Source organism: Pseudomonas qingdaonensis (genome assembly GCF_018398475.1).
Classification (GTDB): Bacteria; Pseudomonadota; Gammaproteobacteria; order Pseudomonadales; family Pseudomonadaceae; genus Aquipseudomonas; species Aquipseudomonas palmensis.
The window spans coordinates 4,944,289-4,964,035 of record NZ_CP074676.1 but is presented as its reverse complement, the minus strand read 5'-3'; the positions used below and the strand labels follow the sequence as shown (position 1 = coordinate 4,964,035).

Here is a 19,747-nt window from a genome sequence, read left to right as displayed (position 1 = left end):
ATTTTCTGCCGTTCCTCACCTAGCATTTGAAGAAGGCGAGCTCAGCTCTCACTGGATCGTCACAAGTCCCGATTCGATTCCACTGATAGCCATAACTAGCTGATTTGTTTATAGACACCCTATGAGGTACACCAAAAAATCCACCAAATTCCAGCCCCGCGAAAACCGGGCCCTCACAGCCAACAACCGTCCGTCTGTCTCCGCACCAAAGACCAGTTTCCAGAAGTATATGATTGTCTACGAAACGTCCTGAAAAGCCCGCCTAGTGCGGGCTTTGTTGTTTCTGCCTGTCTCGTTTTGTCTCTTTAATGTTGGAGTTCGGAAAGTAAATTGGCCGCAAGAAGACACCGTACATCCAGGTTGTAGGAAATCAGTTTTTTGATCCCCCTTCCTTCAAAATTCTAGGAAATTTCCGCCCGCCTCAGCGCTTGCGAATCGATCCCACGAGGCATAAATTCCTCCAGTCGCAGAAAAATCTGCGATCAGGTGTAGGAACCTGCTGGTAAACTTGGCGCATGCACTAGGCGCCCCCATCACAACGGCTGGCGTTTTTTTTCGCTTGCTGTGACGTGTCATGGCGGCTGTGCGTGGGCAGGCTTCGGCCTGGCCGGGTTCCAAGTTTCCCGGTATTCCTACCCCATGCACAGCTGCCACCCAATCCCGTAGGAAGGATCGTGGTAGCTCCAAAATCAAACTTGGAGTCTCATGCATGCCTATCCGCATTCTGAGCAGGATCCTCGCATCCGCTCTCCGCCTCGGTACGCCGGCGGCGTATTCCACGCACCATTTCTACTCCATCTTCACGCAGGCCAGCTACAAGTCACAGGGCGGAAATCCTCATGATTGACCTTGAGCGCCTGTCTATCCTCCAGCGCTACGCCTGGACCCTCGAATTGCTCGGCGAAGCGCTCGTTCAACATGACGAAGTGCTGGAGTGTGAACACAACCCGCAACTGAGCTTCCGCAACACAGCAGGTATTCATCAGGCCATCCGGATCATCAGCCGGCTTGCCAGTGAGCAGTGTGGCAAGTTGCTTGAACTTGAAGATTCAATGGCGGGTGAGGGCGGCTGAGAAAATTAGGGTTGTAAAGCGTTGGATATGCCGCGCCACAGATTAGGCGCGGCTTATCAAAGTCCTATCAAACGGACCTTTAATCAATTCCGAAAAAGCACACTTAAGCCTCTTCCTGCAATTCAATGGCAATTAATATAAATAACAATTATCACTTGCTGATGGCTATTTGACACTATCCGTATCCCTGCCTATAAACCCTTGCGGTCTTTTTTTGTTAAACAAAAACTGTTTAGGGGAAAGCGGCATGGATCAGGATTTTCACTTCTACGGTACTTACCACTCAGCACTGTGTGGCGGCTTCAACAAGGACGATGCAACCCTTATTGCCAAGGCAGCCAACTTCATCGACTTCTTCAGCGAGAGCACCTATGCCTCTTACTGGAGCCTGGTCAGCGACACCCAAAAATCTGCCAAGTACAACGTCGTCGCCAAGATGGACAACCCTCGCTACACCTACCAGGGCGGGCTGCTGGGTACTATGGGGGAGCCTGAAGATGGCCTGTGGTGCTCGTACCACTTCATCCCCGGCAACTACAATGACCCGGCCGGTACGCCCAGCCGAGAAGAAACCCATGGCGCTGAAGTGGCCAACTACCTGCCCAAGTTCATCAAGCGCGACACCTTCGGCGGCGAGCAGATACTCAGAAAGTACAACGCCAGCAAGGTGAAGGATCTGCAATACGGCAAGATGCTCAACCGGCCGCAAAGCGCACTCTCGCGCAGGCTTGTTCAAGATGCCGTGCTCTGCGCCACCGATGACGACCGGCTGGAGAAGATCATCAGCCTGGCCATCGGCGGGGCAGAGGTGCTGAAGGACAATCGCGCAGACGTGCTACGCAGGTTCAGGCTGATCCTGCTGGGGGTCAGGGCGCATGTGATCGCCGACACCTGGGCCCACCAGGACCACTGCGGCCTCGACAACGTGATGAACACCTACTGGGATGCGGACTACGACCCGGACTCCTGGGAATGGTCCAAGATGGGCTACGGCCCACAGGCCATCTATTACATGGACGGCTCGTCGAAAAACTGGAACAGGAAAGTCCTGAAATCATCCGACACCAAGGGCGTGCCGTTCGCGAACCCCAACTTCGAAGCGGCCCCCAGCGGTACCAGTTATCTGGGCCACGGCTGGCTCGGGCACTTCCCCGACTACAGTTTCGCCAAGTTCAGGTACAAGCCTTGTTGGTCCAACCCCAAGCAGATGGTCGAGCGCGATAACCCCAAGGAATATGAATCCGCCTGGCTCGAGTTGACCAGTTTGTTTTGCCAGGTAAAAACAGGCAGGAAGTTGCAGTTGGATGACCGCATCAAAGACGAAATGAGCAAAGCCCGCCAGGCCATCGAGGCCCCCTGCGACCTTACCAAGGGCACCTCGGGAAGAAAGAGTTCGGAGCTCGCCTGGAAGCGCATTCTTACCGAAAAGCCAAGTTCGGAAATCAATGTGGACCTGGAGCCCGACACCCATGCGGTTCTGGAGGGCATGGTCCAGATCAGTACCGAGATCCATCGTTTCGGCACCAACTACGTTAATATCCAAAGCGATCTGTACCTGTTCCAGATTGCCGCCGACTATCACTTCCAGTTCGTGAAGCACTACGTTCAGGCCAACGATATCTATCACTTCACAAGCTCGTGGTCGCGGCAGCGGAGTACGTTGTCGGATGCCATCGTGAACCTGTTCGAGTAGCGCCGGATAACGGCTATCAACCCCCCGGCGCGATGCCGGGGGTTTGCCGTTCGGCACCGTCGCGGCATCCGCCCCTTGCATTCGCCCAAGGGTCAGGAATATAGTTGACTGATTACTCAGTCTTCTTAAGCGAACCTCCCTCCATGGCACGTCCCCTCAGCCCCGAAAAACGTGGAGCCTTGCTGTTGTCTGCGATGCAGGCAGTCGCCGAGCTGGGCGTGATGGCCAGCACGTCGAGCATTGCGCGGCGCGCCGGGGTTGCCGACGGCACCTTGTTCACCTACTTCAGCAGCAAGGAGGTGCTGTTCCAGGAGCTCTACCTGCACCTCAAGCAAAGCCTGGTGACGGCCATGATGTCGGACTTCCCGGCCCAGGCCGACTACCGCCAGCGCATGGAGTACATCTTTAATCGCTATGTCAGCTGGGGCCTGAACAATGCCCTGGAGCGCGTGGTGCTGGCACGGCTGTCGGCGTCGGGGCAGGTGACCGCAGACACCCGCGCACTGGGCGCGCAGCCGTTCCAGGCCGTGTCCAGGACGATGGAGGGCGGGGTAGAGGACGGCGTGCTGATCGATGCCCCGATCAGCTTCATTTCTTCCGTGATCGAGAGTATCGCCACCACCACCATCGAACACATCGAGAAGTCCCCGGAGGAGGCCGACGGCCACCGCCAGCTGGGCTTCCATATGCTGTGGCGCGCCATTACGGCGTAAAAGCCTTGCCTTTTAACTGAGTGATTAATCACTCACAATTTGTAACAGGAGTATCTTCATGGCTGTTCAAAAGTGGTTCATTACCGGTGCTTCGGGTGGCCTGGGCCTGGCCCTTACCGAAAAGGCGCTGGCCCAGGGGCATACCGTGGTCGCCGCAGTGCGTCGGGTCGAGGCGATGCAGGCGTTGCAAAAGGCGTATCCAAAGCGCCTTCATGTGGAAGCGCTCGACGTGACCGACCGCGAACAGGTACGCGCCGTTGCCGCCCGCCATCCCGATGTGGAGGTGGTGGTCAACAACGCGGGCGGGGCGGTGATCGGTGCGATGGAAGAGATGACCGACACCGAAGTCGAGCAGCAGATCGCGCTCAACCTGATGGCGCCGATACAGGTCACCCGCGCCTTCATGGCGGCGATGCGCGCACAGCAGCGCGGTACCTTCATCCATGTCAGCAGCGTCGGCGGCCGCACCGCCTACCCGGGCGGCTCGCTGTACCACGCGGCCAAGTACGGTCTGGAAGGCTTCGCCGAAGCGGTGGCGCAGGAGCTGGCCGAGTTCGGCATCAACACCCTGATCATCGAGCCAGGCTCGATCAAGACCGGCTTCGTGGCCAACATCCGCTGGACCGAGCAGCTCGACGCCTACAAGGGCAGTGCGGTCGGCAACCTGCGCGGGTGGATCGAACAGCATGGCGAAGACACCGCCTCGGGCGACCCGCTGAAAATGGCCGACGCCATCTACACCCTCAGCCAGCTGCAGAAGCCGCCGCTGCGCACCGTGCTCGGCGGGGATGCCTATGCGGCGCTGGAGGCCGGCTATGCCCGCAGCCTGGCGGACATTCAGGCACAGAAGGCGCTTGCCGAGTCGGTGATGCTGGAAGGCAAGGCCGGCTTTCGGCCCGAGTGAGCAGTCCCCTCTTTTATGTTGCCCATGCGCTGCGGTCGGCGCGTTGAAAAGGTTGAATGATCATGTCTGAAGTCTGGTTGATTACCGGTGCGTCCCGAGGCCTGGGGCGCGCCATTCTGGAGGCGGCGCTGCACAGCGGCGCCAAGGTGCTGGCCACTGCACGCGACATCACACGCTTCGTCGAGCTGCAGGCGCAGTACGGCGCCAACCTGGCCACGTTCGAACTGGACGTGACCGACGAACAGCAGGCAAGGCACGCCGTGGGCGAGGCCGTGCGCCGTTTTGGCCGGCTGGATGTGCTGGTCAACAACGCGGGCTTCGGCCATATCCAGCCGTTCGAGCACATCCCCACCGATGATTTTCGCGCCGAGGTCGAGACCAATCTGTTCGGCGTGGTCAACCTCACCCGTGCGGCCATTCCGGTGATGCGCGCCCAGGGCCGCGGCCATATCTTTCAGGTGTCATCGGCCGGCGGTCGCATCGCAAGCCCGGGCCTGTCGGCCTATCAGGCGGCCAAATGGGCCGTGGGCGGGTTCAGCGACGTGGTCGGCAAGGAGGTCGCGCCGTTCGGCATCCAGGTGTGCACCCTGGAGCCCGGCGGCATGCGTACCGACTGGGGCCACCAGGCCCGCAGCACGCTCACCGAGCTGGCCCCGGACTACATGGCGTCGATGGCCGCGTTCAAGGCCTTGATCGAGTCCTACGTGGGCAACGAAGTGGGCGACCCCGAGCGCATTGCACAGCTGATCGTGGCGCTGGCCGCTCGTGAAGGGCTGCCGTCGCGTCTACTGTTGGGGTCGGACGCCTTGTATGTGGTCGAGGTGGAAGAGGCCGCCCGCAGCGAAGCGATGCAGCGCTGGAAGCCGGTCAGCCTCGCGGCCGATTTCGGCACGGCACCGCCGCAATGGCCGTCGGCATGAAGCCGGCGCACCCTTCAAACTGAGCGAGGCCAGCCTACGCCATGAACATAGTGATCTTTGGTGCATCCGGCATGATCGGCAGCGGGGTGCTGCGCGAATGCCTGGCGGCGCAGGATGTGGAGTCCGTTCGCTTGATCGGGCGCTCACGCCTGAACGCCCAGCACCCCAAGCTCCGGCAGGTGGTCAGGCCGGCCTTCGCCGATAACCCGTCCACGCTGCTCGACGACGACCTGCGCGATGTGGATGCGTGTTTCTTCTGCCTGGGCGTTTCGGCGGCGGGCATGACCCAGGCGCAGTACACCCACATGACCTACCGCCTGACCCTGGCGGTGGCCCAGCGCGTGTGCGAGCTCAACCCGCATGCCACCTTCATCTACGTCTCCGGGGCGGGCGCCGACAGCAGCGAAACCAGCTCGACGATGTGGGCGCGGGTGCGCGGCATGACGGAGAACAGCCTGCTGCGCCTGCCGTTCAGGCGCGTGCACATCCTGCGCCCGGCGGTGATTCAACCGTTGCATGGGGCCACCTCCAGAACCCGCGCGTACCGCGTGTTCTACCGGCTCACCGGCCCGCTGCTGAGCCTGGCGCGTGCGCTGTTGCCCGAAAAGGTGCTGAGCACCGAGGTCATCGGCCAGGCAATGCTGTCGATCGCCCGCCATGGTGCCACCCAGCCCGTGCTCGATTCGGCGCAGATCTACCACACGGCCTTGCGCGAAAAACCGGCCCCCAACGGCGGGTGACGCGCTGGGGAGGTTGATGGCAGGCGCTGAAAAATCCGGTTGCAGATAACATATGGATATCCGTATATTCGGTTATCCATATGTAAGGGCCGTCCACAATGATTACCCCACCCGAGCTGTTCAAGAGCCTGGCCGACGAAACCCGCGCTCGCGCTGCGCTGCTGATCGCAGAGCAGGGCGAGCTGTGCGTGTGCGAGCTGATGTGTGCCCTGGGCGACAGCCAGCCCAAGATCAGCCGTCACCTGGCGCAGCTGCGTACCAGCGGCCTGCTGCTCGACCGTCGCCAGGGGCAGTGGGTGTACTACCGTCTCAACCCGCAACTGCCCGGCTGGGTGCACGACCTGCTGCAGGTGACGCTGCGCGCCAATGCCGACTGGCTCAAGGACAACACCACACGCTTGCAGAACATGGACGGGCGCCCCGTTCGTGCTGCTGTCTGCTGCTGAGCCAGGAGCGCCCCGATGCTGACTGCCATCGCTGTTTTTCTGCTCACCCTGACCCTGGTCATCTGGCAACCCCGCGGCCTGGGCGTCGGCTGGAGCGCCAGCCTCGGCGCACTGCTGGCCCTGGCGCTGGGCGCGGTGTCGCTGCACGACATCCCCACGGTGTGGGCGATTGTGTGGAACGCCACCGCCACCTTCATCGCGATCATCGTCATCAGCCTGCTGCTCGACGAGGCTGGCTTCTTCGAATGGGCAGCCCTGCACGTGGCCCGCTGGGCGCGCGGCAACGGGCGCCGGCTGTTCGCCTTCATCGTGCTGCTGGGCGCTGCGGTGTCGGCGCTGTTCGCCAACGACGGCGCGGCGCTGATCCTTACCCCTATCGTCATGTCGATGCTGCTGGCGCTGCGTTTCTCCCCGGCTGCAACCCTGGCGTTCGTCATGGCCGCAGGCTTCATTGCCGACACCGCCAGCCTGCCGCTGGTGGTCTCCAACCTGGTGAACATCGTCTCGGCCGATTACTTCGGCCTGGGCTTTGGCGAATACGCAGCGGTGATGGTGCCGGTGAACCTGGTGAGTGTGGCGGCCACCTTGCTGGTGCTGTTCCTGTACTTTCGCCGCGACATACCGGGGGTGTACGAGGTACAGGCACTGAAGGCGCCGGTGCTGGCGATCCGCGACCGCGCCACCTTCCGCGTGGGCGGGGGCGTGCTGGTGGCGCTGCTGGTGGGCCTGTTCCTGCTCGAGCCGCTGGGCATCCCGATCAGCGCCGTGGCGGCGGCCTGTGCAGTGGTGCTGTTCATTGTCGCTGCGCGCGGGCATGTGATCTCCACCCGGCGCGTGCTGCGCGATGCGCCCTGGCAGATCGTGGTGTTTTCGCTGGGTATGTACCTGGTGGTGTACGGCCTGAAAAACGCCGGCCTTACCGACTTGCTCACCCAGTTGCTGGACCGTCTTGCCGCCTATGGCGTGTGGGGCGCATCGCTGGGCACCGGGCTGCTTGCCGCGGTGCTGTCCTCGGTGATGAACAACCTGCCCAGCGTGCTGATCGGCGCGCTTTCGATCCACGCCAGCGAAGCACAGGGTGTGGTGCGCGAGGCGATGGTCTACGCCAACGTCATCGGCTGCGACCTGGGCCCCAAGATCACTCCCATCGGCAGCCTGGCCACATTGCTCTGGCTGCATGTGCTGGCGCGCAAGGGTACGCGCATCACCTGGGGCTACTACTTCAAGGTCGGCCTGCTGCTGACCGTGCCGGTGCTGTTGATCACGCTTTCGGCCCTGGCCCTGCGCCTGAGCCTTTGACCATTCTGCCTGCCAAAGGGAGTACACCACCATGCGAGTTCTGTTCATGTGCACGGCCAACAGCTGTCGCAGCATCCTCTGCGAAGCGATGTTCAATCACCTCGCCCCGGCGGGCTTCGAGGCGTTGAGCGCCGGCAGCTTCCCCAGGGGGCAGGTGTTGCCGCGCAGTCTGCTGACCCTGCAGCAGGCCGGCATCAGCACCGCGGGCCTGAGCAGCAAGGGCAACGAGGCCTTCGCGGCCAACCCGCCGGATATCGTCATCACCGTGTGCGACAAGGCCGCAGGCGAGGCGTGCCCGGTGTTTTTCGGCCCGGCGCTCAAGGCCCACTGGGGCCTGGCCGACCCTTCCGAACAACCCGGCACCGACGACGAGGTGGAGGCGAACTTTCACCATGCGCTGGCGCGTATCGAGCGTCGCTGCCGGGCGTTTTTCGCGCTGCCATTCAGCCAGCTCGATGCCCACGCGCTCAAGCGTGAACTCGACCGCATTGCCACGCTCTGACCCGGAGGCCCCATGCACCACGACCTGCCCAACCTCGACCCGAGCCTGTTCGAAGGCCTGCCTACCGCCCTGCAGGCCGGCGAGCGAAAGCCGCGCATTCTGTTGCTGTACGGCTCCACCCGCGAGCGTTCCTTCAGCCGGTTGCTGACCGAGGAGGCCGCGCGCCTGCTCCAGCATTTTGGCGCCCAGACGCGCATCTTCGACCCCAGCGGCCTGCCACTGCCGGACGACGTACCGGTGGAGCACCCCAAGGTTCAGGAACTGCGCGAGCTGGTGCTGTGGTCCGAAGGCCAGGTGTGGTGTTCGCCTGAACGGCACGGCGCGATGTCGGCGGTGTTCAAGGCGCAGATCGACTGGGTGCCGCTGGCCCTCGGCGCCATTCGCCCCACCCAGGGCAAGACCCTGGCCGTGATGCAGGTGTGTGGCGGCTCGCAGTCGTTCAACGTGGTCAATCAGCTGCGCGTGCTGGGGCGCTGGATGCGCATGTTCACCATCCCCAACCAGTCGTCCGTGCCCACGGCGTACATGGAGTTCGACGAGCAGGGCCGCATGAAGCCCTCGCCGTATTACGACCGGGTGGTGGATGTGATGGAAGAGCTGGTCAAGTTCACCCTGCTGCTGCGCGACAGCCAGGCGCACCTGGTGGACCGCTACTCCGAGCGCAAGGAAACGGCGCAGGCGTTGTCCGATCGCATGCGCCAGGCGTCGATCTGACGCCAGGGCGCAACCGGCGGGCAGCCCTCAGGCAGCCCGCTCCAGCGCCCCCAGCAGGTCGACGAATTCGCGCGACAGCTTGTGCCGCGGTGCCATGTGCACCAGCGGTACCGACAGCTCGTGGGATTCGCGCATCTTCACCGAGCTGCTCAGGTACACCGGCAGCACCGGCAGGCCCTCGGCCAGCAGTTCGTCCACCAGGCTCTGGTGCAGCGCGGTGCGCGCGACGAACTGGTTGGCCACCACGCCTTCCACCTGCAGCGACTCGTTGTGGTCCTGGCGCAGTTCTTCCACCTGCTCGATCACGCTGTACAGCGCCTGGCGCGAAAAGCTGTCGCAATCGAACGGAATCAGCAGGCGGTCGGCGGCCACCAGCGCGCTGAAGGTGTAGAAGTTCAGCGACGGCGGGGTGTCGATGTAGATGCGCTCGTAGTCTTCGGACAGTTCAACCAGCAGCTTGCGCAGCTTGTTGATCTTGAACTTGCTCTCCAGCTTGGGCTGCAGGTCGGCCAGGTCGGGGCTGGCGGTCACCAGGTCGAGGTTGTCGTAGCGGGTGGGGGTGATGCACACGCGCCCGCGCTTGCTGCCCGGTGCGCTGGAGAGGGTCTGCTTGAAGAAGTCGCTGATGCCGGCCGGGATGGCGTCGCCGAGCAGGCCGGTGAGGTAGTGGGTGGTGTTGGCCTGGGGGTCGAGGTCCACCAGCAGCGTCCGATACCCTTCGGCGGCGCTGACGGCGGCAAGGTTGCAGGCGATGCTGGTCTTGCCCACGCCCCCTTTCTGATTGAATACGACACGGCGCATTGAGTTTCGAGTCCTTGTCAAAGGCCCGCTGCAACAGGGCTGCAGCGGGAACAGCTTCCATACTATGACCAAAAGGTTGCAGTTTTAAGACAACTGCGGGGCGGGCACCTCAGTCGGCGAGCGGGGCAACGATGGCCTTGCGGCACACCTCGATGATTTCGTCGGCCAATGGCGCATCGTCCGGGCAGGCCCGCGACAGCATGATCGCGCCCACCGCCTGGGCAAAGCGCTCGATCATCCTGGCGCGTGCGGTGTGCGGGTCTTGATCGCCGTTTTCGGCACCTGCGTGCTCGGCCCGCTTGAGCAGGCCCTCCAGGCCCTCGGCAAAGGTCGCCTTGATTGCGGCCGGCTGGCGCGCCGCGTCGCCACACAGGGCGGCCATGGTGCAGCCGGTGCTGCGTGCATCGCGGTGTTCGCGCGACAGGTAACGCTGGAAAAATTGCGCCACGTCCAGCGCTTCTTCGGCGCTGGCAGTCTTGGCCAGCCCGCAGGCAGCAGCCTCGGCCATCAGGTCGGCCTTGGAGCCGAAGTGCTTGTAGAAGCCGCCGTGGGTAAACCCTGCCGCCGCCATCAGGTCTGCCACGCCCACCCCGTCATAGCCGCGCTCGCGAAACAGTTCGGACGCGGTCTCGACGATGTGCGCGCGATTGGCCTGCGCCTGTGCCTTGGTGACCCTCATGTGCAGATTCCTCGCTGCGTGTGCCGTCAGTCAGGGGCCCACTATACATTGATGTCAACCGTCATCAAAACCGTTGACGGTTAAGATTATGGTCATCATCATAGCGGCTCGTTACCCACCCATCGAGAGCGCAACCCCATGACTACCCTTGCCACTGTTCTCATCACTGGTGCTTCTTCCGGTATCGGCGCTACCTACGCCGAGCGTTTTGCCCGTCGTGGCCATGACCTGGTGCTGGTAGCCCGCGACAGGCCTCGCCTCGACGGGCTGGCCAGCCGCCTGGCCCAGGCTCACGGCGTGGCCGTCGAGGTGTTGCAGGCCGACCTGACCCTGGCCCAAGACCTTGCCAGGGTCGAAACCCGCCTGCGCGAAGATGCCCGCATCGGCGTCCTCATCAACAACGCCGGGGCGGCGCAGTCGGGGGCCTTCGTCGAGCAGAGCGCCGACAGCGTCACGCGCATCATCACGCTCAACACCCTCGCGCTGGCGCGCCTGGCCCATGCCATCGCGCCACGGTTGGCGCAGGCCGGGGAGGGGGCCATCGTCAATATCGGCTCGGTGGTAGGGCTGGCACCGGAGCTGGGCATGACGGTGTATGGCGCCACCAAGGCGTTCGTGCAGTTCCTGTCGCAGGGGCTGAGCCTGGAGCTCTCGCCCAGCGGCGTATACGTGCAGGCGGTGCTGCCTGCGGCCACGCGTACCGAGATCTGGGAGCGCTCGGGCATCGACATCAACACCCTGACGCAGGTGATGGAGGTGGACCACCTGGTGGATGCGGCGCTGGTGGGGTTTGATCGCCGCGAGGGGGTGACCATCCCGCCGTTGCATGACGACGCCCGCTGGACGGCCTTCCAGGCGGCCCGTCACACCCTGATCTCGGACATCCGCCAGGCTGAGGTGGCGGCGCGCTATACCGAGCTTGCCTGAGGCGGGCGCGGGCCGGCGCGCCGATGATCGGCGCCCGTGCCCGCGCAACCTGCCGGTGGTCGAACCCACAATGATAAGTCGCTGCGCCACTGGGGCTGAATGACCTGTCCGGGCTGGTACTGCGCCGCACCGCGCGTTACGTTAGCCAGAAACAGACGGTCTACGCCTCGCGCATCACCCACACGGGCTGGCCACCCGCTGGCCGATGCTGCGCTGCGAAGGGCCCTGAAGGAGCCGGCACCGATGAATCAACCCCTCACCACCCAGGCGCCCAGCGTTGCCCAGCCGTTTCGCGAAGAGGCGGCAGACGGCTTCAGCCTGGGCGGCTTCACCTGGCGCCACGGCGCGGCGGACCCCACGCGGGCGGTGGTCATCATCAACGCCGCCACCTCGGTGCGCTGCCGTTTCTACTCGCGTTTTGCCGACTACCTGTTCGCCCATGGCGCCGACGTGATCACCTACGACTACCGCGGCATCGGCGAATCGCGCCCTGCCGCCTTGCGGGGTTTTCAGGCCAGCTGGTCGGACTGGGGCCGGCTGGATTTCGAGGCGATGCTCCAGCGCGCCCGGCGCGAGTTTCCCGGGCAGCCCATCGATGTGGTCGGGCACAGTTTCGGCGGTTGCGCGCTGGGCCTGGCGGCGTCGGCGGCGAGCATCCGGCGGGTGGTCACGGTGGGCGCGCAGTTCGCCTACTGGCGTGACTATGCCCCGGGCAGCCGCTGGCAACTGCTGTGCAAATGGCACCTGGCAATGCCGCTGCTGACCCGCGTGTTCGGCTACTTTCCCGGCAAGCGCCTGGGCTGGATGGAGGACACCCCGGCCGGCGTGGTGCGCGACTGGGTGACACCCGCCGCCACCTATGAACAGCGGCCCAGCGGTCGCACGCTGGGGGCGTTGGGCTTTGGCCAGGTGCAGGCCAGTATCCTGGCGATCAGCCTGACCGACGACCCGTTCGGTACGGTGCCGGCCATCGAGCGCCTGCTGGGCTACTTTACCGCCAGCGCGTGCACGCACCTGCGTATCGCCGCACAGCAGGTCGATGCCAAGGGGGTCGGTCATTTCGCGTTCTTTCACAGCCGCTTTCAGGCGCAGCTGTGGCCCATAGCCCTGGGCTGGCTGCGCAGTGCACAACTGCCGGCGCAGGTGCCCGGGCAGGTGATCGAACCCCAGGCATGAAAAACGGCCCAGGTGGGCCGTTCTTGTGCAGCGGTGTGGCGTCAGCCCTTGCGTTGCAGCGGCGCGCCGGCGAACGTCACGCCGGCCAGGCCATGCTGCATCAGCGCACGGATATTGGCGTGGTCGCTGCCCTCGGGGGTGGCCAGCACCGAGCGGTAGTGCTCGCCGAACGCCAGCAGCGCGTGCTGGTCGCTCAGGCCTTCGAGCAGTGCCAGGCCCAGGGTCTTGCACGACCCTTCGTTCTGCCCGGCGGCGTTTTCCACACCGCCATTGGTGAAGGCCTGTGGCTGGTAGGTGTAGCCCTGGGCGATGAACGCCAGCGTGTCGGCGAATACATGTTCGCCACTGTCGAGTTGGCTGCGCAGGGTGTTCAGGTCAGTCATGGGGTTTTCCTTTGGCGAACGCCGCTTGCTGTTCGGCGCTGGCTTCTTTCTGGTATTGGGTTTTCCACTCGGCGTAGGGCATGCCGTAGACCACTTCGCGTGCGTCATCCAGGCTAAGGTCGATCTGGCGCTCGTCGGCGGCGGCCTTGTACCACTTGGACAGGCAGTTGCGGCAGAAGCCGGACAGGTTCATCAGGTCGATGTTCTGCACATCGGTGCGCTCGCGCAGGTGCGCTACCAGGCGGCGAAAGGCCGCCGCTTCGAGTTCGAGTTGCTGTTGCGGGTCCATGGGGGTTCCCTTCACGGTGCAGCGGCTCATCCGGCCGCGATGCGGTTCTTCAAATGGCGGCCACCGTTGATGACCACGTTGCTGCCGGTGCTGTACTGGCTGTCGAGCAGGAACATCACGGCCTCGATCAGCGGCTGGGCACCGGGTTCGAATTCAAGCAGGGCCTTCTTCAGCGCCTGCTGGCGGTACTGCTCGTCGCCGTCTTCCTTGAAGATCAGCAGGCCGGGCAGGATGGCGTTGACGCGCACGCTGGGGGCGTACTTCTCGGCGAACGACAGCACCATGTTCTGCAGCGCCGCCTTGGTGGCGGCATAGCCGATATGGCTCTTGCTGCCGCGCGAGGAGGTTTCGTCGCAGATGTGGATGATGTCCGACTTGTCCAGCTTGAGCAGTTGCTCACCCAGTGCCAGGTTCAGGTGGTACGGCGCTTCCACGTGCAACTTGAACATGGTGTTCAGGTTGGCCAGGTCATCGTCGAGCCACAGCGAGGCGTTGTGGATGATCGCCCGCAGGCCGTCATAGCGGCTGCGCAGGTGGTCGATCAGGGCCAGGCGGTCCTGCTCCAGGCACAGGTCGGCCTGGAACTGCACGATGTTCGGGTGGGGCGCCTGCGCGCTGATGCTGCGGCTGGCGCTGACGACCGTGTGGCCGGCCTGCGCCAGTTTGATGGCCAGCGCGAGCCCGACTCGCTGGCTGGCCCCGGTAACAAGAATTGGGCTGTTCATGTAATGGGCGGTCAACTTCAGATATTCGCTTGGGTAGGCCCCAGCATACCCGAACTCGCCGCCGTTGCACGCCCCGGGGCGCTGCGTCAGCGGGTGCCCACGGGCGGCGCGGCAACGCTCTGCGGGGCAGGCTTGGGGTGCAGCCAGCTGGCCAGCAGGTGGGTCGACAGCGGGATGAACAGGTAGACCATCAGCGGGGTCAGGGCCAGGGTGCTCAGCAGTACCCGTGGCACCAGGCCGAGTTCGCCCAGCCAGTGGCCGAACAGCAGGTTGAAGGCCAGCGACACCGGAAAGAACGCCAGCCAGATGGCCACGGCCTGTTTCCAGCGCGGTGGACGTTGTGCCAGGGCCGGGCCGAACCAGCCGTCGATGCCGCTGACCCGGTGTTCGTGGGGCTGCTGAAACAGGCCGTTACCGCGGGCCAGCCAGGCGCTGCGCGAGGCGGAAAACTCCCAGGCATGCAGGGTTTTCTCGTCGGCGAAGCGGAAGATGATCTGGAATTCGTCGTCGTTGGGCGGTGGGGCCAGTACGCCGGAACCCAGGTAGCCGGGAAAGTCGGTAGCCAGCTGTTCGCCTTCGCGCAGCCAGGCGATCAGGTCTTCGTAGCGACCCTCGGCAACGCGGCGCGCCACCATCAAGGTAACCGGAGGGGTAGACATCGTGTATCTCCTGGTAAAAACCGGCGCGGCGGGTAGCCACGGCCATGCAACGCTGCCCGGGGTGGTGGGTGGCGTTCGAGTGTTCGTGTGGGAACAAGCAAGGATTATTCCGCAAATAAGCTGACTCGTCAGTGCTGATGTGCCGGCTGCCCGGCGCATGGTGCTTGCGGCGGGCTGGTACAAGGGGAGTAGAATTGCCTTTCACTACGCAATCACGGTCTTTACGGCGATGATCGAGCCTGATTCGGCTTCCCTCCCTGATGCTCCCCACCGCCAGGAGGAGCTTTTCCCCATCCGTGAAGTGGCGCGCCTGACCGGCATCAACCCGGTCACCCTGCGTGCCTGGGAGCGCCGTTATGGGCTGATCCAGCCGGTACGCACCGAAAGTGGGCACCGCCTGTATTCCCAGGCCGACATCGATGACGTGCGCAGCATTCTGGGCTGGATCGAGCGCGGCGTGGCGGTGAGCAAGGTCGGCAAGATCCTTGCGCGCAACCAGGCGACCCAGCAGCAGGCCCCCTCGGCCCAGGCGCCCGGCACCCAGGCGGACTGGAAGCAGTGGCAGGTGCAGCTGCGCCAGGCCGTCAAGGCATTCGACGAGAGGCGCCTGGAGCAGGTGTACGGGCAGGTCTTCGCCAGCTATCCGCTGGTGGTGGTGTTCCAGGACATCCTGATGCCGGTATGGCACGACCTGTGCGCGGCCGGCGAGGCATTCGGTGCGCAGAGCGAGTGGCTGTTTCTCGACGGCTTCCTGCGTGCCCGGGCCTTGCAGCGCCTGCAACTGGCCCGCGAACAGCAGGAGGTAAGCGTGGTGCTGGCGGCGATGCCGGGGCATTGCCGCGAGCTTGAGTTGCTGGTGGCGGCCCTGATGCTGGGCAGCAGCGAGGTGGTGATCAGGGTGTTGGCCGTGGGGCAGCCGCTGGAGGAACTGAGCCTGGTGTGCGAGCGCATGGCGCCGCAGGCACTGGTGCTGTTCTCCAACCATTCACCGACGGCCGAGCTGCCCAAGCGCTTGATGCGCCTGGCCCAGGGCCTGGATTGCCCGTTGCTGTTCGCGGGGGAGGCGGCGGAGCTGGCCCAGGATGCGCTGATGCGCTCGCAAGTGGCGTGCCTGGGCAGTGAGGGGCGTTTGATGCGTCGGCGCCTGCAGCAGTACCTGGCAGAGCACCTGGATACCTGAAAACCCTTCGCCGGCAAGGCCGGCTCCTACAGGTAGTTGCAACCCTGCAGGGGCCGGCCTTGCCGGCGAAAGCCTCGCTGCGGTGTTAATCCGGATGCAATTCGGGATGCGCCAACCGGTGCTGGCGCAGGATGTACTGGCGCAACCGCTCGATCTCTTGGGGTTGGTGCTGGCTCAGCCGATACGCTGCCAGCCCGTCGGCCGTCTTGCGCTGCAAGGTGCCCTGCAGGTTGATCGGCGCGTCGGCCTCGGGGCTGAACCACAGGTTGAAGGTCTTGGGCGGCTTGCGATTGCGCGGTACCTGCACCAGCACACCGCGAAACGACATCTCGCACACCTTGAGGTCGGTGCTCAGGCCCAGATCGTCGTCCAGCGCAACCGGCGGCTCCAGCGTGAGGCGCCAGGGGCGCATCATCGGCCCGTCTTCATAGATGCTCGGTGCGCCCAGTTGCAGGCTCACCGCATGGAACTCGTCTTCCACCAGCTGCAGTGGAAAGCTCATCTGCTGGTTCTCGAAATTCGCCTGCAGGGTCACCTGCTCCTGGGCCACCAGCCGGGTCAACAGTTGCTGCACCTCGCTGCCGCCATCAAGGCGCAGGCTGGAGGTGACGTCCGTCAGGTTCAGCTGTGGCGAACGGTGCATGGTCTGAATGAAATCCAGCTCATCCTGGGTCAGGAGGGCATCTGATTGCATGGGCGAACTCGGCAATTTCAATCGGGAATCATTTCTTCGTGGGTGATGGACAACGATTCGCTGGCTTTGTTAAGACCGTCCGTCGGGTTTCTGCGCGTCGAGCAGGGCGTACGCCCGGGCCAGTTCCTGCTCCAGTTCCAGCACCCGCTGCTCGGCGGCCACCTGGCGGCTCACGTCCTTCTGGATACCGATGAAGTACTTGAGCTGGTCGGCCTCGTTGAACACTGGGGTGATCGACAGCTCGTTCCAGAACGGCGTGCCATCCTTGCGGTAGTTGAGCAGCACTTCCCGGCATGGCTGGCCGCTGCGGATGGCGTCGCGGATGCGTGCCCGGGCCGCATCGTCGCGCGGCTCGCCCTGCAGGAAGCGGCAGTCGCGGTACAGAATGTCGTTGGCCGCGTAGCCGGTCAGGCGTTCGAAGGCCGGGTTCACATAGATCAGGATGGTGTCGTCGTCGCCTTCCTGTTCGGCTACCACGATCCCGTCGTTGGAGGCATCAATCATGCGTTGCAGCAGCTTGGCGTTGATCATCGTGTCGAACCGAATGTGAAAGGGGCACCCAGGCGAAGGATTCTAGTGGATTGCCGAGCGGTCGGCATCTGCATGCGGGCCAATTGCCAGCGTCCGGTACCCGCATCAGGTGGTAGTATCCTACGCTTTTACTCAGCTTCGGGATTAGTTATGAAAGTTGCCATTCTTTCCGGCTCGGTCTACGGCACTGCCGAGGAAGTTGCACGCCATGCCGCCTCGCTGCTCCAGGCGGCGGGTTTCGAGACCCTGCTGGCCAACCGTGCCAACCTGCAGGACGTTCAGGGCTTTGCCCCGCAGGCCTTTCTGGCGATCACGTCCACCACCGGCATGGGCGAGCTGCCCGACAACCTGGTGCCGCTGTACAGCGAGATCCGCGATGTGCTGCCAGGTGCCTGGCGCGGCTTGCCCGGTGCGGTGATCGGCCTGGGCGACTCCTGCTATGGCGACACCTACTGCGGCGGCGGCGAGCAATTGCGCGAGCTGTTCGCCGAACTGGGCCTCGACGAAGTGCAGCCGATGCTGCGTCTGGACGCCAGTGAAACCGTCACCCCCGAAACCGACGCCGAGCCCTGGCTGGCCGAGTTCATCGCCAGGCTGCGCGGCTGATCACAGCGGTTGCGGGCGCTCGCGCAGCAGCGCCAGCCAGGCCTGCGCCGCCCGTGACAGGTAGGCGCCCTGGCGCCAGATGAAGGCGATGTCCCAGCGCAGGTTGCTGGGCTCGCTCAAGGTCACACGCACCACCCCCGGCCGTTCCAGGCCCCGCGCCACCACCCGTGGCAGCAACACCACGCCCTGGCCTGCCGCCACCAGTGCCGCCAGAAAATCCGCCTGGCCGCTGCGTCCGCCTTCCTTCGGGGTAAAGCCATAGGCCTGGCAGGCCGCCAGCAGGCGATCATTGAGCACGAAGCTGCGCTGGTACAGCAGAAACGGCGTGTCGGCCAGTTGCCCCAGGTTGATGCTGCCGGCAGTTGCCAGTGGGTGGGCTACCGGCAGCAGTGCATCCAGCGGTTCGTTGCAGAAGGGCTGGCACTCGAAGCCCGGCGTGGTGGGCGTGAGGCTGCCGCCCAACTCCAGCTCGCCACTGCGCACGGCGTGCTCCACGTTCAGGCTGCCGCCTTCGAGCAGTTGCACGGTGATGTTCGGGTAGCGCCGCCGGTACTCGGCGAACAACCCGGCAAACAGCGCGTCGCTGCCCAGCAGCGGCAGCCCCAGGCGCAACTCGCCCCGCGCCAGCTGGCCAAGGTCGTCGAGTTCGTTGTGCAGTTCCTGGCGCAGCCGCAGCATAGCCTCGCCGCGGGCCAGCACGATCTTGCCGGCGTCGGTCAGGTGCAACTGCGAGCCATGGCGATCGAGCAGGGCCATGCCCAGGTCGTGCTCCAGCTGCGCCACCTGCTTGCTCACGGCCGACTGGCTGATATGCAGGGTCTGCGCGGCCTGGGTGAAGCCGCCGCGATGAACCACTTCGACAAAACTGCGTAGTTGCTTGAATTCCATTGCCTGAATTCCATTATGGAATGGAGGCCAGTCTAACAATTCGCTTTTTGCATGGGCAGCGGGATTTTAAACTGCAGGCCTCAGAGGACCCCTTCGATGACTGCCGTTTCATTCAAGAAATTTTCGCGTCTGCTCGCCGAACTGGGCGTGCTGTTGGTGCTGTACCTGCTCGGTTGCCAGCTGTCGGCCTGGCTGCACTGGCCGATCCCGGGCGGTGTGGTGGGCATGGCGCTGTTGCTGCTGGTGTTCGCCACCGGGCGGGTCAAGCCGGCAACCCTGCAGACCGGCGCCACCCTGCTGATGGCAGAGATGCTGCTGTTCTTCATTCCGGCGCTGATGAGCCTGCTCGACTACGGCCCGCTACTGCGCAGCGAAGGCTGGCGCATTCTGCTGGTGATCGGTGCAAGCACGCTGCTGGTGATGCTCGCCACTGCCTTCACGGTGGAGTGGGCGTGCCGCTGGAGGCTGCGCCATGACGCTTGAGCCGATGTCGCTGTTCTGGCTGGCGCTGACTCTGCTGGCCTACCTGGGCAGCCGCTGGCTGTACCGACGTACCGGGCGCTACCTGCTGTCGCCGCTGATCCTGGTCCCGGTGGTGCTGCTGGCGGTGGCGGTGCCATTGCACACCGGTTACGCCGAGTATGCGCGAAACACCCACTGGCTGATGTCGGTGCTGGGCCCGGTCACCGTGGCCTTTGCGGTGCCGATCTGGCAGCAGCGGGCGCTGTTGGCACGCCACTGGCCGGCCCTGTCGCTGGGCATGCTGGTGGGCAGCGCGGCGTCTATCGGCAGTTCGTGGGCCCTGGCCCATGCGTTGTCGCTGGACAATCAGGTGAGCCTGTCGCTGCTGCCACGCTCGATCACCACACCCTTTGCCATGCCGCTGGCCCACGACCTGGGCGGTGTGCCGGAACTCACCGCGGTGTTCGTGATGTTCACCGGGGTGCTCGGTGCCCTGATGGGCGGGGTACTGCTCAAGTACCTGCCCTTGCGCACGCCGCTGGCACGCGGGGCGCTGTTCGGGGTGGGGGCGCATGGTGCCGGGGTCAGCCGAGCCCATGAGGTGGGCGGCGAAGAGGGCTCTGTGGCGGGGCTGGTAATGGTGCTGACGGGCATTTTCAACCTGTTCATGGCGCCACTGTTACGTCACCTGCTGTAACTATTTACTGCCCTGACCCGGTGGGCCAATAAGCTGGCTGGCAATG

At 64.1% G+C, this 19,747-nt stretch carries 25 protein-coding genes; 16 read left to right on the top strand and 9 right to left on the bottom strand.

The features are described 5' to 3' along the window. Positions 1-839: 839 nt before the first annotated feature. The 10 genes from KH389_RS22655 to arsH all read left to right on the top strand — a co-directional run bounded on the left by KH389_RS22655 (position 840) and on the right by arsH (position 9,004). Positions 840-1,073 (top strand): hypothetical protein, encoded by a 234-nt coding sequence (locus KH389_RS22655; RefSeq protein ID WP_043860445.1) that lies wholly within the window; start codon positions 840-842, stop codon positions 1,071-1,073. Positions 1,074-1,320: 247 nt separating this feature from the next. Beyond that, positions 1,321-2,766: a DUF6765 family protein gene (locus tag KH389_RS22650; protein WP_058540834.1), complete on the top strand. Its 1,446-nt coding sequence runs from the start codon at positions 1,321-1,323 to the stop codon at positions 2,764-2,766. 143 nt (positions 2,767-2,909) lie between these two features. Further along, a complete protein-coding gene (locus KH389_RS22645) occupies positions 2,910-3,479 on the top strand; it encodes a TetR/AcrR family transcriptional regulator (protein ID WP_213606280.1) in 570 nt (189 codons plus the stop codon). Positions 3,480-3,537: 58 nt separating this feature from the next. After that, on the top strand, positions 3,538-4,383 hold the full coding sequence (locus tag KH389_RS22640) for an SDR family NAD(P)-dependent oxidoreductase (protein ID WP_213606279.1): 846 nt from the start codon (positions 3,538-3,540) through the stop codon (positions 4,381-4,383). 62 nt (positions 4,384-4,445) lie between these two features. Next, on the top strand, positions 4,446-5,303 hold the full coding sequence (locus KH389_RS22635) for an SDR family NAD(P)-dependent oxidoreductase (RefSeq protein WP_213606278.1): 858 nt from the start codon (positions 4,446-4,448) through the stop codon (positions 5,301-5,303). A 41-nt stretch (positions 5,304-5,344) separates the two neighbouring features. Further along, complete coding sequence (locus KH389_RS22630) at positions 5,345-6,043, top strand: Rossmann-fold NAD(P)-binding domain-containing protein (RefSeq protein ID WP_123752874.1); 699 nt, start codon at positions 5,345-5,347, stop codon at positions 6,041-6,043. Positions 6,044-6,141: 98 nt separating this feature from the next. Beyond that, positions 6,142-6,489, top strand: coding sequence for a metalloregulator ArsR/SmtB family transcription factor (locus KH389_RS22625; protein WP_213606277.1), 348 nt, complete (start codon positions 6,142-6,144; stop codon positions 6,487-6,489). A 15-nt stretch (positions 6,490-6,504) separates the two neighbouring features. Next, positions 6,505-7,788, top strand: coding sequence for an arsenic transporter (locus KH389_RS22620; protein ID WP_043860439.1), 1,284 nt, complete (start codon positions 6,505-6,507; stop codon positions 7,786-7,788). 31 nt (positions 7,789-7,819) lie between these two features. Further along, a complete protein-coding gene (locus KH389_RS22615; protein ID WP_043860438.1) occupies positions 7,820-8,290 on the top strand; it encodes an arsenate reductase ArsC in 471 nt (156 codons plus the stop codon). A 12-nt stretch (positions 8,291-8,302) separates the two neighbouring features. Further along, positions 8,303-9,004, top strand: coding sequence for an arsenical resistance protein ArsH (gene arsH, locus KH389_RS22610; RefSeq protein ID WP_213606275.1), 702 nt, complete (start codon positions 8,303-8,305; stop codon positions 9,002-9,004). A gap of 27 nt (positions 9,005-9,031) precedes the next feature. Here arsH and KH389_RS22605 read toward each other — a convergent pair whose 3' ends face one another. Both KH389_RS22605 and KH389_RS22600 read right to left on the bottom strand, forming a co-directional pair. Next, positions 9,032-9,805 (bottom strand): ParA family protein, encoded by a 774-nt coding sequence (locus KH389_RS22605; RefSeq protein ID WP_213606273.1) that lies wholly within the window; start codon positions 9,803-9,805, stop codon positions 9,032-9,034. 109 nt (positions 9,806-9,914) lie between these two features. Beyond that, positions 9,915-10,484 carry a TetR/AcrR family transcriptional regulator gene (locus tag KH389_RS22600; protein ID WP_100633463.1) on the bottom strand — a complete coding sequence of 190 codons (570 nt, stop codon included), beginning with the start codon at positions 10,482-10,484 and terminating at the stop codon, positions 9,915-9,917. A gap of 138 nt (positions 10,485-10,622) precedes the next feature. Between KH389_RS22600 and KH389_RS22595 the strand changes: the two genes are divergently transcribed. Both KH389_RS22595 and KH389_RS22590 read left to right on the top strand, forming a co-directional pair. Then, on the top strand, positions 10,623-11,411 hold the full coding sequence (locus KH389_RS22595) for an SDR family NAD(P)-dependent oxidoreductase (protein ID WP_054914888.1): 789 nt from the start codon (positions 10,623-10,625) through the stop codon (positions 11,409-11,411). 243 nt (positions 11,412-11,654) lie between these two features. Then, complete coding sequence (locus KH389_RS22590; RefSeq protein WP_116052245.1) at positions 11,655-12,587, top strand: alpha/beta hydrolase family protein; 933 nt, start codon at positions 11,655-11,657, stop codon at positions 12,585-12,587. A gap of 41 nt (positions 12,588-12,628) precedes the next feature. On the opposite strand, the gene KH389_RS22585 is transcribed toward KH389_RS22590, so the two are convergent. The 4 genes from KH389_RS22585 to KH389_RS22570 all read right to left on the bottom strand — a co-directional run bounded on the left by KH389_RS22585 (position 12,629) and on the right by KH389_RS22570 (position 14,643). Beyond that, positions 12,629-12,970 carry a HopJ type III effector protein gene (locus tag KH389_RS22585; RefSeq protein WP_043860432.1) on the bottom strand — a complete coding sequence of 114 codons (342 nt, stop codon included), beginning with the start codon at positions 12,968-12,970 and terminating at the stop codon, positions 12,629-12,631. Next, positions 12,963-13,259, bottom strand: coding sequence for a DUF1244 domain-containing protein (locus KH389_RS22580; RefSeq protein ID WP_043860431.1), 297 nt, complete (start codon positions 13,257-13,259; stop codon positions 12,963-12,965). Before KH389_RS22580 ends, KH389_RS22585 begins: the two co-directional genes overlap by 8 nt. A gap of 26 nt (positions 13,260-13,285) precedes the next feature. Continuing rightward, positions 13,286-13,984, bottom strand: a complete 699-nt coding sequence (gene folM, locus KH389_RS22575) for a dihydromonapterin reductase (RefSeq protein WP_054914885.1) — start codon at positions 13,982-13,984, stop codon at positions 13,286-13,288. An 86-nt stretch (positions 13,985-14,070) separates the two neighbouring features. Further along, on the bottom strand, positions 14,071-14,643 hold the full coding sequence (locus KH389_RS22570) for an antibiotic biosynthesis monooxygenase (protein WP_043860429.1): 573 nt from the start codon (positions 14,641-14,643) through the stop codon (positions 14,071-14,073). 229 nt (positions 14,644-14,872) lie between these two features. On the opposite strand from KH389_RS22570, the gene KH389_RS22565 reads away from it, so the two are divergent. Beyond that, on the top strand, positions 14,873-15,823 hold the full coding sequence (locus tag KH389_RS22565) for a MerR family transcriptional regulator (protein WP_043860428.1): 951 nt from the start codon (positions 14,873-14,875) through the stop codon (positions 15,821-15,823). An 85-nt stretch (positions 15,824-15,908) separates the two neighbouring features. On the opposite strand, the gene KH389_RS22560 is transcribed toward KH389_RS22565, so the two are convergent. Further along, positions 15,909-16,517, bottom strand: a complete 609-nt coding sequence (locus KH389_RS22560) for a hypothetical protein (protein ID WP_196932559.1) — start codon at positions 16,515-16,517, stop codon at positions 15,909-15,911. 69 nt (positions 16,518-16,586) lie between these two features. Next, positions 16,587-17,048, bottom strand: a complete 462-nt coding sequence (locus tag KH389_RS22555; RefSeq protein WP_078479492.1) for a PAS domain-containing protein — start codon at positions 17,046-17,048, stop codon at positions 16,587-16,589. Between the two features lie 150 nt (positions 17,049-17,198). Here KH389_RS22555 and KH389_RS22550 point away from each other — a divergent pair, with 150 nt between their 5' ends. Further along, entirely contained in the window at positions 17,199-17,654 is a 456-nt protein-coding gene (locus tag KH389_RS22550) for a flavodoxin (protein ID WP_043860425.1), read from the top strand. Here KH389_RS22550 and KH389_RS22545 read toward each other — a convergent pair whose 3' ends face one another. Then, on the bottom strand, positions 17,655-18,542 hold the full coding sequence (locus KH389_RS22545) for a LysR family transcriptional regulator (protein WP_213606271.1): 888 nt from the start codon (positions 18,540-18,542) through the stop codon (positions 17,655-17,657). It abuts the gene before it with no gap. 96 nt (positions 18,543-18,638) lie between these two features. Between KH389_RS22545 and KH389_RS22540 the strand changes: the two genes are divergently transcribed. After that, positions 18,639-19,025, top strand: a complete 387-nt coding sequence (locus tag KH389_RS22540; RefSeq protein ID WP_043860423.1) for a CidA/LrgA family protein — start codon at positions 18,639-18,641, stop codon at positions 19,023-19,025. After that, entirely contained in the window at positions 19,015-19,701 is a 687-nt protein-coding gene (locus tag KH389_RS22535) for an LrgB family protein (RefSeq protein ID WP_043860422.1), read from the top strand. Before KH389_RS22540 ends, KH389_RS22535 begins: the two co-directional genes overlap by 11 nt. Positions 19,702-19,747 lie beyond the last annotated feature (46 nt).